Genomic DNA, 13,541 nt, shown 5'->3' with positions numbered 1-13,541 from the left:
TCGAGTACTTCCTGAGCCCGTTGATGGAGTACGGCAGTGAGAGTTTAAGGGAGCGCTGAGCAGTCACGGTGTCATGACGGGGGTATGCCCCGTCGGCATTGGCAAGATGGTGTGTTGATGCCCATTGTTCGATTCAAGCTCGCTTTACTTACCCTTGCTTCCATCTTCCAGATTAACATGTGTATACCTTGATACGCTTTATCAATCCCATGCAAGCAGACGTCACCACCAATCCCAGGCCCATCGTACTCATCATTGATGACGAACCCGGTATCGCCGAGATGCTGTGTTATGCCTTGTCCACCGATGGATTTGAAGCAGTTTGGAGTGCAACAGGCGAAGCTGGGCTTATGGAATTGGAATCCAAACCTGTACAACTGATTTTGCTGGATATCGGTTTGCCGGATATCAATGGCCGGGATTTGTTTCGGCAGATTCAACAGCGATTTGCCATCCCGGTGATCTTCCTGACTGCCCGCAGTGATGAAATTGACCGGGTGATCGGGTTGGAGTTGGGGGCGGATGATTACATTGCCAAGCCATTTTGGCCACGAGAGGTGGTGGCACGAGTCCGTGCAGTTCTACGTCGTACCCAAAAGGGGCCAACAATCAGTACAGCACCAGCCAACAGTTCATTGTCATTGGATGCCGCTCGCCGACGGGTCGTTTACTACGGGCAGGTTGTCGAGCTGTCCCGGTATGAATTCGGCCTGATCAAGGTTATGGCAGACCATCCTGGCCGAATATTTTCGCGTGACGAGTTATTGCAGATGATTTGGGATGACCCTGCCAGCTGCTATGACCGCACTGTCGATACCCATATCAAAACCCTGCGTACCAAACTTATCCAGATCAAGCCTGATCTCGACCCGATTGTTACTCATCGTGGTTTGGGTTATGCCTTTGTTGAACAGTTACCGCCCTCATGTTGACCCGCAATCATATTGGCCTCGGGGTATTGCTGGTGTATCTATGCAGTGTCGGGCTATTGTTACGGTATCTGATCGCTGACCTCGACCCACGCTACCGGGAAGCCACCGAAGCTTCACTGGTGGATACCAGTTATCTATTAGCCAGTCTGTTGGAGCATGATGCCAGCGGCGGCCAACTGGATCTAGAGCGGTTGCAAGCTGGTATGCAATCATTGAATGCCAAGCAATTTCAGGCCACGATTTTTGCAGCCACCAAAACGCAAGCACATTTACGGGTTTATGTGACAGATCAACGTGGTAAGGTGCTGTTCGATTCACAAGGCAAAGCGGCGGGCCAGGACTATTCACGCTGGCGTGATGTAGCAAGAACATTGCATGGACAATATGGAGCCCGTACCACATCTGACACCATTGGGGACAAGGCTACCGACATTCTTTACGTTAGTGCCCCTATTGTTATCAATCGGCAGATTGTGGGGGTGGTCAGCACAGGGAAACCAGTCAGCAGCTTTGGCCCATTTGTCGATCATGCCAGACAAAGGATTTTGTCTTACGGACTGATCGTGGTCTTGACTGTGTTGGCAATGGTCGTATTGCTGCTAGTGTGGTTTGCCAAGCCATTTGGCCTGTTCATGGAGTATGTCAGGCACATTCGCACCCAACGCAATCTGAGCCTGCCAAGACTTGGGCGACGTACACTGGGGTTGATTGGTGCCGTGTATCAGGAGATTCAGAATGCGTTGGCGGGCCGGCACTATATCGCTGAATATGTGCAGACACTGACACACGAGATCAAAAGCCCATTATCGGTAATCCGGGGCACGGCAGCGTTGTTGCGGGAACCCATGCCAGTAGAACAGCAGGCGCGTTTCCTGGAAAACATCACTCGCGAATCACAACGTATTCAAGAGCTGGTCGACCGCATGCTGGAATTGACCGAGTTGGAGACCAAACCTGGGCTGGAGTCCACTCAGTCAGTCAATCTTGCCAGTCTGGTTCGTGATGCGGTACATGCTATCCAGCCATTGGCACAACAACGTGGGATTCAAATATCGATGCCACATCAGCCGGATGCCCTGGTCGACGGTGATCCATTCCTGTTGCAACGGGCCATTGCCAATTTGTTGGCCAATGCAGTGGATTTTTCTCCCACCAACGGCATCATCACTGTCTACCTTAGCCTTGACCACCAGCAAGTCCGACTGGCCATTTCCGACCAAGGTACTGGTATTCCCGATTATGCAGCGGACAAGATCTTTCAAAAATTCTATTCACTGCCCCGACCCCATACCCAACGCAAAAGTACAGGTTTGGGCCTAGCTTTTGTCAGGGAAATTGCCGACCTGCATCAAGGACGCATCAGCCTACACAACCATCCTGACGGGGGAGCTGAGGCCCTCTTGCAATTGCCGCTGCATCGTCAATCCACCCGTAGTTAAGGGTTCGGGCAAACAAAAAACAAAGGCTGGCCCAACCGCCCGCACGGCTTCACAAACACTTCACACAAGACAAATCACACTTCATACACCACCCATATTGGTGCTGCAAACTGCAGTCCATCAAGTTACTTCCAATGAAGCATCGTCATGATTCAGGAATTTCACCACCAGCTTAGAACCGAAGCCACCCAATTGGCGGGCAATCTGAATAGCCTTTCGCAGCGTGCCGCTGTCTATCATCACTTGTATGCAGACTCTGGCGGCAACAATGTTTTCCCGCTCATTGCAGCCCATGGTGCCCTTTGGGCTGCGGGTTACTTCAAGCAAGGCATGCTGGTCGCCCATGCTTTGTCATTCCGACATGTACTTTCACCCGAAATCCGCCAAAGTAAATTGCACCACCTGGCTGACTTTGCCAACGCTTTTCGTGATATCAATCGCCGTGTCTGCATCGAAGCCTACACAGCCTATCACCTGACCAAGCAATTCGGCATGTGTACCTATACGCGCAAGGTTGTACCGCTGCCGTTACTCATGGCCTTGTCCGACTGCCACCTCGCCAACCGTCATGGGCGGCAACTTTCACAGGCAGGCCGGGCCAGATTGTTCACCGCATTTTTTCTATGGGAGCAAGACGCCATTGTGGATACAGCGGTCAAGCAGGCTTATGCCCGGTTTGATTGGCCGATCATCAAGCGAATGGCGCTTCGACCTAACATCAACTTCGCTTACTTTCCTCGCCGCGGTGACTTCAAGTTCAGCGATTTCTCAAACAAGCAGGAACGTATCCAGAAAGGCTTACGGGCTTATCAGGTGTCGGAGGCTGTCGGGCTCGACAAGGTGGAACAGGCATTGCTGGATTATCCGATATCCCCCGCAGGGTTGACGCCAAGATACCGTCAGCAAGGGGATTTCAGTCGGGATGCGTTAGTGCGGAATTTTTGTACGCCAATCCTGAGGTAACCATAGAGATCAAGCCAGATGGTAATTGCTTGCCAGTCCATCGTACCTAACCTGATCACATTGAACCTGCTGTAGTGGAGGGCCAAGACTATGGCGTATTGCCGTCTTGTTCCTCCATTGCTTTACGTTGTGCCTGATCAGCCTGCAGTAATGTGCCTTCCACTTCCTTGGCTTTCTTCAGTTGCTCGCGCTCATGCTCATATAGTTTGACAGGTGGTTCTTCTTGCTTGCCACAACCAGCCATCACAACCAAACACATCCCAATCAGTAATCCACGCATGATGATTTTCCCTTGCATTGACAATCATCATGGAGCTTAGCGAATACTTGCCGATCCCACCAGAGATTGAATGACCAGCGGTCGACTACAAACTGGTCGGTGGCTACCAGAAACGCAACGATCCTGGGTTAAACAAACACACTCAATGACACACTGGACACTAACAGGCCAATCAACATTCCCGCGAACACATCGCTTGGATAGTGCAGGCCCAACACCATTCTGGATAGCGCGACCAAAGTCGCAAACGGAATCAATAGCCACGCCATGGACGGATAGTAGTAGATAGCAAGCATGGTAAAGCTGACCGCATGCAAGGTATGACCAGACGGAAAGCTGTATTGATCCAATGGTGCGACAAACAACACAATACGATTACTGCAACAATAAGGACGCGGGCGGGAGGTCAATGCCTTAAGCCATTTGTAGATAGCGGTGCAAAGCAAGCCGACAACGATCATATGCATAACCGGACGCACCGCATGATGTCCGTCGATCAACAATAACAACACCATCAGTGCATACCAGAAAATACCGTCACCAAGTCGACTTATCCCCGAAAATGCCCAACGAACACTGGGGTAATTGCCGGCACGATTGGCCTGCTCGGTCATACGTCGATCCCAGTCCGCTATCAAGCTAAAGGATTCAACCAGTCTGCTCATGGCGGGCCTCCCAGTGGTTCAGGACGTTGATAAGATAGGTTTCAAAATCCGCGACAATCTGCGCCCAACTCAAGTGGGTGACAGACTGTGCGGCCTGGTGACGAATATCCTCCAGGAGTTGAGGATGTTTGGCCAATTCACACGCCGCATCGATAAATGCCACTTCATCCCCCACACCCGCCAGCATGCCACTTTGCCGAGGCCGGATTTGTTCACGCGCAGCTGCATAGTTGTAAGCCACCACAGCAAGACCCGAGGCCAACGCTTCGATCGTCACATTGCCATAGGTTTCGGTAAGACTTGGAAACAGAAAAATATCGGCACTGGCATAGTGTCTGGCTAGATCATCTCCTTTACGCATTCCCGCAAACACGTGATCCGGAAACTGCGCCTGCAGAGCCTGTCGCTCAGGCCCGTCTCCAACCCAGACCATGCGGCATGGGCGCCCTGTTGCCCGTATCGCCTCGAAAGCACGAGCAACGACCTGAAGATTCTTTTCCGGCGCCAATCGGCCAACATGACACACGGCCAATTCGTCAGCAGTAATACCCCATTCCGTCCGCAATACGACACTACGTTTGTCTGGGTTGAACAAAGTGGTATCCACACCACGCGCGACCACAGCCAGATTGCGATAACCCGCACCTTCCAGTGCAGCCTGCATCTCGTTGGTCGGAACAAACGTCAGTAATGAGCGGTTATGCAGTTTGCGCAGATAGGCGTGAATCGGCTTGTTCAGCCAACCAAAACCGTAATGCTTACTGTAGCTATGGAAATTGGTATGAAAATCCGAAGTCACGGGAATCCGCAGTTTGTTGGCCGCAGAGATAGCGGACCAGCCTAATGGACCTTCCGTCACCACGTGGACCAAGTCCGGCCGTTTACGCATCCAAGCAGATATCAGGGCTTGCTTGGCAGGCAACCCGAACTTCAAGCCCTGATACCGCGGAATGGGTAAGCCTAGCCGCAGTAATTCCTGATAACCACCTGCATCCCGCGGCTGGTCATGCGCTCCCTGCCTCGGCCTGACCATTTGCAGCTGGTGCCCACGGTCCTGCAAGCCCTGCACCATCCTGCCAATGGTCATGGCGACACCATTCACCTCGGGTGGAAATGTCTCCGTGACAATGGCCAAACGCATCTGCTGCCGCAGTACTGGCAAGTCGCTCATGACTAATAGACGGGTATCCATGCAGCACAATGTGCACCTGCAGCACTACAAATCGATGAAAACAATATGAATGATTGGTGACGACGCTTTGCCTGCACTACACAAAAGGAATTTTGTAAAATGCAATCATCGTAAGATTCAATGAGGTGCAGAAAAAATGCGTGCCATCACCAGAGCGCGTGCAGCGTTAACCCACTTTGTACTCAGTTTGACGATCTTCAGCGTTGTGGTTGGGATCTGCATCTACCTGTGGTACCCGGGGCCTTTTTTTTGGATTGATGGTGGATGGCAAGGGCTGCGAATCGCAGCACCAGTTGATCTGGTATTGGGCCCGCTTCTCACCTTGATCATATTCGTACCCGGTAAACGTGGCTTGAAGTTCGACTTGGTTGTCATCGCCATGCTGCAGATTGCCGCATTGATTTGGGGCATCTACGCCATTCACCATCAGCGCCCAGCCATTCTTGTCTTTGCGGATGGAGAATTCAATGCAATACGTCAATATCAATTGGATTACAAAGGCACCACTGAACAAGCAGGTCATGTCATTTTCAGTAGTACGAAACAGGCCCTGGGTACCAAACTTGTTTCCATCAAAGCGCCGCAAAACCCTCAACAATTACAAGAGATGTTGAAAGATGCGGTTGGCAGTGGTCGGTCACTTTATGCCTTCGTGCGTTGGTACAAAGCAGTGGATGACAATGAATGGAATCGGATGCTTAAAAAGGGAACACCTGTTGATCACCAAGCCATTTCGGTGAATACAAGGGAGCAAATCAAGCAAATTGCAATACAGGCTGATCTCAAGCTATCCGACATTGCCATTTTCCCGATCAATGGCTTGTATGATCGATCCCTTGCAATATTCAAATCAAGTGACAATAGCTACCTTGGCTATGTCGCAGACGAGCACGAAGCAGATACCAGCAAGTAAGTCATGGTCTGGGATTGCTAGTCTACAAGGGTGGTATCAAGCCACCCCTGCCGTACTACAGGTAAAGGGTATAATCCCAGGTTCATTGCCACACCGACTTACACCATGCCCACCGCTCTCAGTATCCTTCAGCATACCTTTGGTTACCCCGCCTTTCGCGGCCAACAGGCAGACATCGTCGAACATGTTGCAGCAAATGGTGATGCATTGGTATTGATGCCGACAGGTGGTGGCAAATCATTGTGTTATCAGATTCCAGCCTTGTTACGTCCAGGTTGCGGTATCGTGGTTTCCCCCCTGATCGCACTGATGCAGGATCAGGTCGATGCATTGACCCAACTCGGCGTACGCGCAGCTTTCCTGAACTCCACGCTGGACTTACAGGAAGCCAATGCCATTGAGCAGCGTTTGCTCAATGGTGAACTTGACCTGCTCTATGTCGCACCAGAACGCCTATTGACCCCGCGTTTTCAAAGCTTGCTCCGGCGTAGTCAGATTGCCATATTTGCCATTGATGAAGCGCATTGTGTTTCCCAGTGGGGGCATGATTTCCGGCCGGAGTACATCCAGCTGTCGGTATTACATGAAAACTTCCCTGACATTCCACGAATTGCACTGACAGCAACAGCCGATCACCTGACCCGCTTGGAAATTGTCGACCGGCTGGCGCTGCAGGAAGCCAAGGTCTTTCTATCCAGTTTCGATCGGCCCAATATCCGCTATGCGGTGGTAGAAAAAGACAACCCACGCAAGCAGCTGCTTTACTTTCTGCGTAACGCCCACCCTGGTGATGCCGGAATCGTCTACTGTCTGTCACGCAAGAAGGTTGAGGAAACTGCCAAGTGGTTGCAAGAACAAGGCATCCGCGCACTGCCCTACCATGCTGGACTTGATGCCAGCACACGCCAGGCACATCAGACCCGGTTTCTCCGCGAAGACAACATGGTCATCGTTGCCACCGTTGCCTTCGGAATGGGAATCGACAAACCCGATGTTCGCTTCGTGGCACATCTGAATCTACCCAAAAGCCTTGAAGGCTATTACCAAGAAACTGGCCGCGCCGGGCGCGATGGCTTACCCGCCAGTGCCTGGATGACCTATGGCTTACAGGACGTCATCCTGCTACGGGAAATGATCGAACAATCCGGTACGCCAGATGAAATCAAACGTATTGAACGGCAAAAGCTGGATGCTATGTTGGGCTATTGCGAGGCCCCCAGTTGCCGTCGACAGGTATTACTGCACTACTTCAGCGAAGATGCCACACCCTGTGGAAACTGTGATCTCTGTCTGAATCCCCCGCAAACCTGGGATGCTACAACAGCCGTACGCAAAGCCCTATCGACCATCTATCGAAGCGGTCAACGTTATGGGGCTGGCCACGTCATCGATATCCTGCTCGGTCGCGAAACCGCAAAAATGCGGGAATGCGGCCACCAACACCTATCCACTTTCGGCATCGGTAAAGATGTCAGCGAAGCGCAATGGCGTTCCACACTACGGCAATTAGTCGCCACCGCCATGGTAGGGGTCAGTGAACATGGGGGGCTGCATTTGCTGGACGCATGCAGGGCCGTATTACGTGGTGAACAAACCTTGCAGCTGCGTCGTGTCAGCGATGACAAGCAAATCATCAGTGCTGGCAGCAAAACGGCTACTGTTACCCTTGATACCGATGAAGAACGCGAGCTATGGGCTGCATTGCGCCAATGCCGTAAGCATCTGGCTGAAGAGCAAAACGTACCTGCTTACGTCATTTTTGGTGATGCCACCTTGAAACACATGTTGGAAAAACGCCCACAAAGTCTGGAAGCATTGCATGCGATTTCTGGAATAGGTGATATGAAGCTGGAAAAATATGGCACCGACTTTCTGGCAGTCTTGCAAAGACATCACAAGATCCATGCTCTATAACGTTTTTGCACAATTTTATTGCCGTTTTAATCTGTAACATGATGAGACATTCCAACTAACAACAAATTGTTTTACATAATTTTGCAATTTAACGTAGTTCACTCTTCTCCCTTCGCATTTCCTTTACACTTGCCCACTGCCTCCATGCATATACAACCAAGCATGAGTGCAGTAAACGAATGCGGACGTGGCAAGGACCTCGCCCCACAGAGCAGGCCTACCTGCCGCAAAAAAATCAAGTGAATGAGGGAGATTGAGCGCAATGCGCATCAAACAGCTGGTATATCAAATTGGCCTGATCGGGGCCACAAGTGCAATTCTCGTCCCCACTGTATTGGCAGCAGAAGAAACACCCAAAAAAGCCGAGCGGATCGAAGTCGTCGGCTCCAATATCAAACGCATCAATAAAGAAGGCCCAACCTCAGTAACCGTGTTCAAACGTGCGGATATTGAGAGAACCGGTGCTCAAAGTATTTCTGAATTGGTGCAAACACTGTCTTCCAATGTATCCAGTACCAATGAAACAGCCGGCTCATCAGGTTTTGCTGCAGGTGCCGCCGGTATCAGCTTGCGTGGTCTGGGGGAACAAAACACCCTCGTTCTATTAAACGGCCGCCGTGTTGCCAACTATGGTTTGGCATTAAGTGGGACCATCAATTTCGTTGACATCAACTCCTTGCCGATGTCTGCGGTTGAACAGGTTCAAGTGCTGAAAGACGGCGCATCCGCTATCTACGGCTCCGATGCAATTGCAGGTGTAGTCAACATCATTACCCGCAAATCTTATAAGGGGCTGGAAGCCAAACTTAATTACGGCCAGACCACCAAAGGTGATGGTCAACAACAGAATTACAACCTGACGGCAGGAACTGGTGATCTGGACGAAGACAAGTACAATTTCCTGTTCTCTATTGATGTCCAACGAACTGACCGTATTGCTAGCCGTGACCGTTCGTTTTCTGCCAGTGCAGACAAACGCGAATTGGGTGGTCGTGATCTTCGCAGCCCCACAGGCGCGCCTGGCTCTTACAATCTGAATGACGGCCGTGGTTGGCAACCCATGTCTAGCTGCCCTGCAGGCAATGTTCAACCTGCGGGAAAAGACCGTTATTGTTCGTATGATTTCATGCCCGTGCTGGACAACACACCGCCGACCAGCCGCCAAAACCTGTTTGCGCTACTCAATGTTGACCTGAATGATCAATTACGTTGGTTTACTGAAATGGGGTATAGCCAGAATGAGGCATTAAGTATTAGCGCACCTACACCGATCTCCGGAGCTAACTACGCAATTGAGGCAAATAACCCCAACAATCCATTCCAGAGAAAGGCTTCCATTCGCTGGCGTTCCATTGAGGCAGGTAATCGCGAAACAACCACCAAAACCAGAGCAAGTCGTTTGTTGACTGGTCTGAAAGGTACATTGTTCAACGTTGACTATGACACTGCAATCGGTGTAACCAAGTCCAACTCCGAGCGTATTGGGAAAAATTACCTGCACAAAGATCTACTTGCCGCAGCACTTCAGGACGGTAGGTTGAATCCATTTGGCAACAATGATGCTGCAACTTGGGATACAGTTAAGGCTACCACAACCGAAACCGGCAACTCTGTCATCAAGTTCGCTGATTTGAAATTGAGTTCATCCGATATCATTGCCCTCCCAGGTGGTGGGCTCGGCTTGGCTGGCGGTGCTGAATATCGCCGTGAAACTACCTACAATGCACGAGATGCGGTTTCAGCTGCAGGAAAGATTGAAGGTAGTGGTGGCGCCGGATCTGATGGCGAGAGAACCACCAAGTCTGTCTATATCGAAGCAAACCTTCCTGTCCATCAGATGCTTGAACTGCAAACAGCAGTACGCCGCGATAGTTACAGCGACTCCGGATCAAAGACATCTCGCAAATATGCGTTCCGTTTTCAACCATTGAAGTCGGTCATGTTTCGCGGCTCTGTCAGCGAAGCATTCCGTGCGCCATCAATGAGCCAACTCTACCTCGGTACACAAATTGGCTACCAACGCGTAGTTGATACCCCTCGCTGTGACGCCACAGGCTCATGCGCAGAAATTCAGATTGAAAGCAGAACGTCCGGCAACCCAAAGCTTAAACCAGAAACCTCACGCAACTATTCATTAGGGTTCATGGTAGAGCCACTCCAATCATTATCGATCGGTGTCGACTTCTGGAAAATCAGTCAGAAAAATGTCGTCGGTAGCGTTGAAGAACAGTATGTGCTAGATCATGCCGCACAATACCCAGATTTAATTGTGCGTCGCCCTGGCGCCGCACCTGGAGATCCTGGAGAAATCGATTATGTACGTACACCATTCCTGAATATTAGTAGTTCGTTGCTCAAGGGTGTAGACATCGACGTACGCTATCGTTTCAAAGTTGATGGCGTCGGTACTTTTACTATCCAGGATTCTGCGACCTATAAGCATAAGCATGAATCGGCAAAGTTGGCTGATGATCCAATGCTAGAAACGGTAGGCCTGTATGGCGATCCAAAATGGCACAATAACATGAGTATTTCACTTGATGCCGGTGCGTTCGGAGGAACATTAGGATGGAATTATGTTGGACGTTTTCTGGATGAAGGTGATCGAGACCGTGTAACAAACGATACTCGTCAAATTGCATCGTTCAGTACATTCGATCTGCAAGGCACCTATAGCGGTTTAAAGAACACCAAGTTCACACTAGGCATCAAGAACATGTTCGATCGTCAGCCACCCTTCATCACTTACGGTAACGATGCCAACTACGGTTTCAATCGTTCTGCACACGATGGCCGTGGCCGTTATGTCTATGGCACAGTGAACTATAAGTTCAAGTAATCCTGCAGTTAAGCTTGTCACTCTCTTTGATCGGCTACCATTCCAGTGGTAGCCGTTTTTCCTTGATAAGCAAATGGCCCGTTCAATCGGAACGGGCCACTTTAAGGACTAACAATTTGTTGACTCAGTTATGCCATTACCTGCGCAGGCGACAATGTATGATACTTGACCACAATCGAGCATCAAGGCAGTACACATGCGATATCTGTGCCCCATTCCCACATAGAACTGACATTAACCCGGTGTCGTCTGACGAATCTTGTTCAATGTGGATGTTGTCGAACGCTCGAACAGGAAGGGAATCGAATGCACACTCCCGCCCCATGCCCGCACCTCCGCAGCCCCCACGATCTTGTCGACTGACCAATCCCCACCTTTGACTAGAATGTCAGGCTTTGCAGCCAGGATCAGCTGTAAAGGCGTATCTTCGTCAAAAGCCACTACCAGATCGACACATGCCAGTGAAGCCAAGACCGCCATGCGATCCTCGGTGCAGTTGATGGGGCGATCATCACCCTTCCCCAGACGTTTGACCGAAGCATCGGTATTCACACCTACTACCATGGCCGCACCCAGCGCACGAGCTTGCGCCAGGTAGGTGACATGGCCGCGATGCAGAATGTCGAAGCAACCATTGGTAAACACCAGAGGACGGGGTAATAGTGCAACTCGTGCCGACAGGTCGGCAATTGTCGTCATTTTCTGTTCAAATTCAGGCGCAATTTGGGTCATTGGATATGGCAGCCGACATCATATCGGCCTATTGATCAATGCTGATTAAAGCTCGATTTCGATATTATCGATCAAGCGCGTATTACCCAATTTGGCAGCGATCAGCGCAACCAGACGAGTCGACTGAAGTGTCGGCATACCCAAGGTATGCGCATCACGAACCTCCACGTAGTCCACCTTCCAGCCATGTTGTGTCAGATCATTGGCGACCAAAGCACAGCGTGGTTCAAAATCACGGGCACCACCCGAAATGGCATCGTGCAATTGGCTGAGATGACGATAGATGCGTGGTGCCTCGGCCCGCTCCGTTGGTGTCAGATAGGCATTGCGTGAACTCAATGCCAAGCCGTCCTCAGCACGGCCAGTTTCGGCGCCGATGATGTCGATTGGCATATTGAGATCCAGCACCATATCCCGTAACACAAAATACTGCTGGTAATCTTTCTTGCCAAAAATCGCCACATCTGGCTGCACAATATTGAACAGCTTGGAAACGACCGTCGTCACACCACGGAAATGACCAGGACGAAACTTTCCGCACAGCTCATCTGCAATGGCTGGCGGCTCAATACAGTACTGTTGCGGATGGGGATAGAGTTCATCCTCTGCAGGGGCAAAGACTGCGGCAGTCCCAACAGTCTCCAGCTTGGCACAATCTTGCGCCAAGGTGCGTGGATAGCGCTCGAAATCTTCGCCAATACCAAACTGCAACCGGTTGACAAAGATACTGACAATCACCGAATCACCATGCTGCTGCGCCAGATGAATCAATGACAAGTGACCTTCATGCAGGTTACCCATGGTCGGCACAAATATGACTCGACCAGCTTGTTTCCGGAACTCGCGGAGTTCCGCAATGGTATGCAGGACTTTCATGGCTTAGAAACTGTGCTCTTCTGCAGGGAAAGATTTGGCTTTAACGGCTTTGACATAAGATTCCAACGCGCCACGTACTGATGTGGCGCCATGCATGAAATTCTTGACGAAGCGCGCCTTCTTGCCTGGATAAATATCGAGCATATCATGCAATACCAATACTTGGCCGTCGCAGTCGACTCCAGCGCCGATACCTATGGTAGGCACCGACAGTGATTCGGTAATTGCTTTGGCCAAGCTTGCAGGCATAGCCTCCATCAACACCAGTGATGCTCCTGCATCCTGAAGTGCCAACGCATCGGCTTGCAATTGCATTGCTTGCGATTCAGATTTGCCTTGTACCTTGTACCCACCAAGCTGATTGACGGATTGCGGCGTCAGGCCAATATGCCCACAGACTGGGATACCATGTTTGACCAGAAACCGGGTGGCTTCCACCATAGTGGCGCCACCTTCCAGCTTGACCATGTTTGCACCGACCTGCATCAATTTTGCGGCACTACGGAAGGCCTGTGCCGGGCTTTCCTGATATGCACCAAAGGGCAGATCAGCCAGAACCAACGACTTCCTTGCGGTTTTGGCAACGCAACGGGTGTGATAGATCATGTCTTCCAGCAAGACCGGTAAGGTGCTATCAGCACCTTGAATCACCATACCGAGCGAATCACCAACCAGCAACACGTCAACGCCTGCTTCGTCCATCAAGGCCGCAAAGCTTGCGTCATAACAGGTCAACATGGCTATTTTCTGGCCTTCATCCGCCATTTTCTGCAAGGTGCTAATCGTGGTCCGCATT

General features: G+C 50.9%; 12 protein-coding genes. 6 read left to right on the top strand and 6 right to left on the bottom strand.

Annotated features, from left to right (window positions below):
* Positions 1 to 188 precede the first annotated feature (188 nt).
* The 3 genes from creB to FFS57_RS19630 all read left to right on the top strand — a co-directional run bounded on the left by creB (position 189) and on the right by FFS57_RS19630 (position 3,334).
* Entirely contained in the window at positions 189 to 932 is a 744-nt protein-coding gene (gene creB / locus FFS57_RS19640) for a two-component system response regulator CreB (protein ID WP_349306749.1), read from the top strand.
* A complete protein-coding gene (gene creC / locus FFS57_RS19635; RefSeq protein ID WP_137939519.1) occupies positions 926 to 2,371 on the top strand; it encodes a two-component system sensor histidine kinase CreC in 1,446 nt (481 codons plus the stop codon). Before creB ends, creC begins: the two co-directional genes overlap by 7 nt.
* A gap of 147 nt (positions 2,372 to 2,518) precedes the next feature.
* On the top strand, positions 2,519 to 3,334 hold the full coding sequence (locus FFS57_RS19630; protein ID WP_137939518.1) for a hypothetical protein: 816 nt from the start codon (positions 2,519 to 2,521) through the stop codon (positions 3,332 to 3,334).
* Positions 3,335 to 3,422: 88 nt separating this feature from the next.
* Here the strand turns inward: FFS57_RS19630 and FFS57_RS19625 are convergent, their stop codons facing one another.
* From FFS57_RS19625 to FFS57_RS19615, 3 genes are all read right to left on the bottom strand, one after another.
* Positions 3,423 to 3,614: a hypothetical protein gene (locus FFS57_RS19625; RefSeq protein ID WP_137939517.1), complete on the bottom strand. Its 192-nt coding sequence runs from the start codon at positions 3,612 to 3,614 to the stop codon at positions 3,423 to 3,425.
* 128 nt (positions 3,615 to 3,742) lie between these two features.
* The gene (locus tag FFS57_RS19620; RefSeq protein ID WP_249384078.1) at positions 3,743 to 4,279 is read right to left on the bottom strand and encodes a phosphatase PAP2 family protein; all 537 of its coding nucleotides are present in this window, start codon (positions 4,277 to 4,279) and stop codon (positions 3,743 to 3,745) included.
* The gene (locus tag FFS57_RS19615; protein ID WP_137939516.1) at positions 4,263 to 5,471 is read right to left on the bottom strand and encodes a glycosyltransferase family 4 protein; all 1,209 of its coding nucleotides are present in this window, start codon (positions 5,469 to 5,471) and stop codon (positions 4,263 to 4,265) included. Before FFS57_RS19615 ends, FFS57_RS19620 begins: the two co-directional genes overlap by 17 nt.
* 136 nt (positions 5,472 to 5,607) lie before the next feature.
* Between FFS57_RS19615 and FFS57_RS19610 the strand changes: the two genes are divergently transcribed.
* From FFS57_RS19610 to FFS57_RS19600, 3 genes are all read left to right on the top strand, one after another.
* Entirely contained in the window at positions 5,608 to 6,384 is a 777-nt protein-coding gene (locus FFS57_RS19610) for a hypothetical protein (protein WP_137939515.1), read from the top strand.
* A 105-nt stretch (positions 6,385 to 6,489) separates the two neighbouring features.
* Complete coding sequence (recQ, locus tag FFS57_RS19605; protein WP_137939514.1) at positions 6,490 to 8,298, top strand: DNA helicase RecQ; 1,809 nt, start codon at positions 6,490 to 6,492, stop codon at positions 8,296 to 8,298.
* Positions 8,299 to 8,632: 334 nt separating this feature from the next.
* Positions 8,633 to 11,137 carry a TonB-dependent receptor gene (locus tag FFS57_RS19600; RefSeq protein ID WP_171014084.1) on the top strand — a complete coding sequence of 835 codons (2,505 nt, stop codon included), beginning with the start codon at positions 8,633 to 8,635 and terminating at the stop codon, positions 11,135 to 11,137.
* A 234-nt stretch (positions 11,138 to 11,371) separates the two neighbouring features.
* Here the strand turns inward: FFS57_RS19600 and rfaE2 are convergent, their stop codons facing one another.
* The 3 genes from rfaE2 to panB are packed head-to-tail and all read right to left on the bottom strand — an operon-like array spanning position 11,372 to position 13,540.
* A complete protein-coding gene (gene rfaE2, locus FFS57_RS19595) occupies positions 11,372 to 11,869 on the bottom strand; it encodes a D-glycero-beta-D-manno-heptose 1-phosphate adenylyltransferase (protein WP_137939512.1) in 498 nt (165 codons plus the stop codon).
* Positions 11,870 to 11,914: 45 nt separating this feature from the next.
* Positions 11,915 to 12,745 carry a pantoate--beta-alanine ligase gene (panC, locus tag FFS57_RS19590; protein ID WP_137939511.1) on the bottom strand — a complete coding sequence of 277 codons (831 nt, stop codon included), beginning with the start codon at positions 12,743 to 12,745 and terminating at the stop codon, positions 11,915 to 11,917.
* A gap of 3 nt (positions 12,746 to 12,748) precedes the next feature.
* Positions 12,749 to 13,540 (bottom strand): 3-methyl-2-oxobutanoate hydroxymethyltransferase, encoded by a 792-nt coding sequence (gene panB, locus FFS57_RS19585; protein WP_137939510.1) that lies wholly within the window; start codon positions 13,538 to 13,540, stop codon positions 12,749 to 12,751.
* Position 13,541 lies beyond the last annotated feature (1 nt).

Origin of the sequence: Chitinivorax sp. B (assembly GCF_005503445.1) — a bacterium.
Taxonomy (GTDB): Bacteria; Pseudomonadota; Gammaproteobacteria; order Burkholderiales; family SCOH01; genus Chitinivorax.
The sequence above is the reverse complement of the archived record's forward strand: the minus strand, read 5'-3'. Positions and strand labels throughout refer to the sequence as shown.

What these genes read in the sequence shown, in the direction of transcription:
- creC (WP_137939519.1), top strand. Translation starts at nt 926, where the DNA reads ATGTTGACCCGCAATCATATTGGCCTCGGGGTATTGCTGGTGTATCTA.
- FFS57_RS19630 (WP_137939518.1), top strand. Translation starts at nt 2,519, where the DNA reads ATGATTCAGGAATTTCACCACCAGCTTAGAACCGAAGCCACCCAATTG.
- FFS57_RS19625 (WP_137939517.1), bottom strand. Translation starts at nt 3,614, where the DNA reads ATGCGTGGATTACTGATTGGGATGTGTTTGGTTGTGATGGCTGGTTGT.
- FFS57_RS19620 (WP_249384078.1), bottom strand. Translation starts at nt 4,279, where the DNA reads ATGAGCAGACTGGTTGAATCCTTTAGCTTGATAGCGGACTGGGATCGA.
- FFS57_RS19615 (WP_137939516.1), bottom strand. Translation starts at nt 5,471, where the DNA reads ATGGATACCCGTCTATTAGTCATGAGCGACTTGCCAGTACTGCGGCAG.
- FFS57_RS19610 (WP_137939515.1), top strand. Translation starts at nt 5,608, where the DNA reads ATGCGTGCCATCACCAGAGCGCGTGCAGCGTTAACCCACTTTGTACTC.
- recQ (WP_137939514.1), top strand. Translation starts at nt 6,490, where the DNA reads ATGCCCACCGCTCTCAGTATCCTTCAGCATACCTTTGGTTACCCCGCC.
- rfaE2 (WP_137939512.1), bottom strand. Translation starts at nt 11,869, where the DNA reads ATGACCCAAATTGCGCCTGAATTTGAACAGAAAATGACGACAATTGCC.
- panC (WP_137939511.1), bottom strand. Translation starts at nt 12,745, where the DNA reads ATGAAAGTCCTGCATACCATTGCGGAACTCCGCGAGTTCCGGAAACAA.
- panB (WP_137939510.1), bottom strand. Translation starts at nt 13,540, where the DNA reads ATGCGGACCACGATTAGCACCTTGCAGAAAATGGCGGATGAAGGCCAG.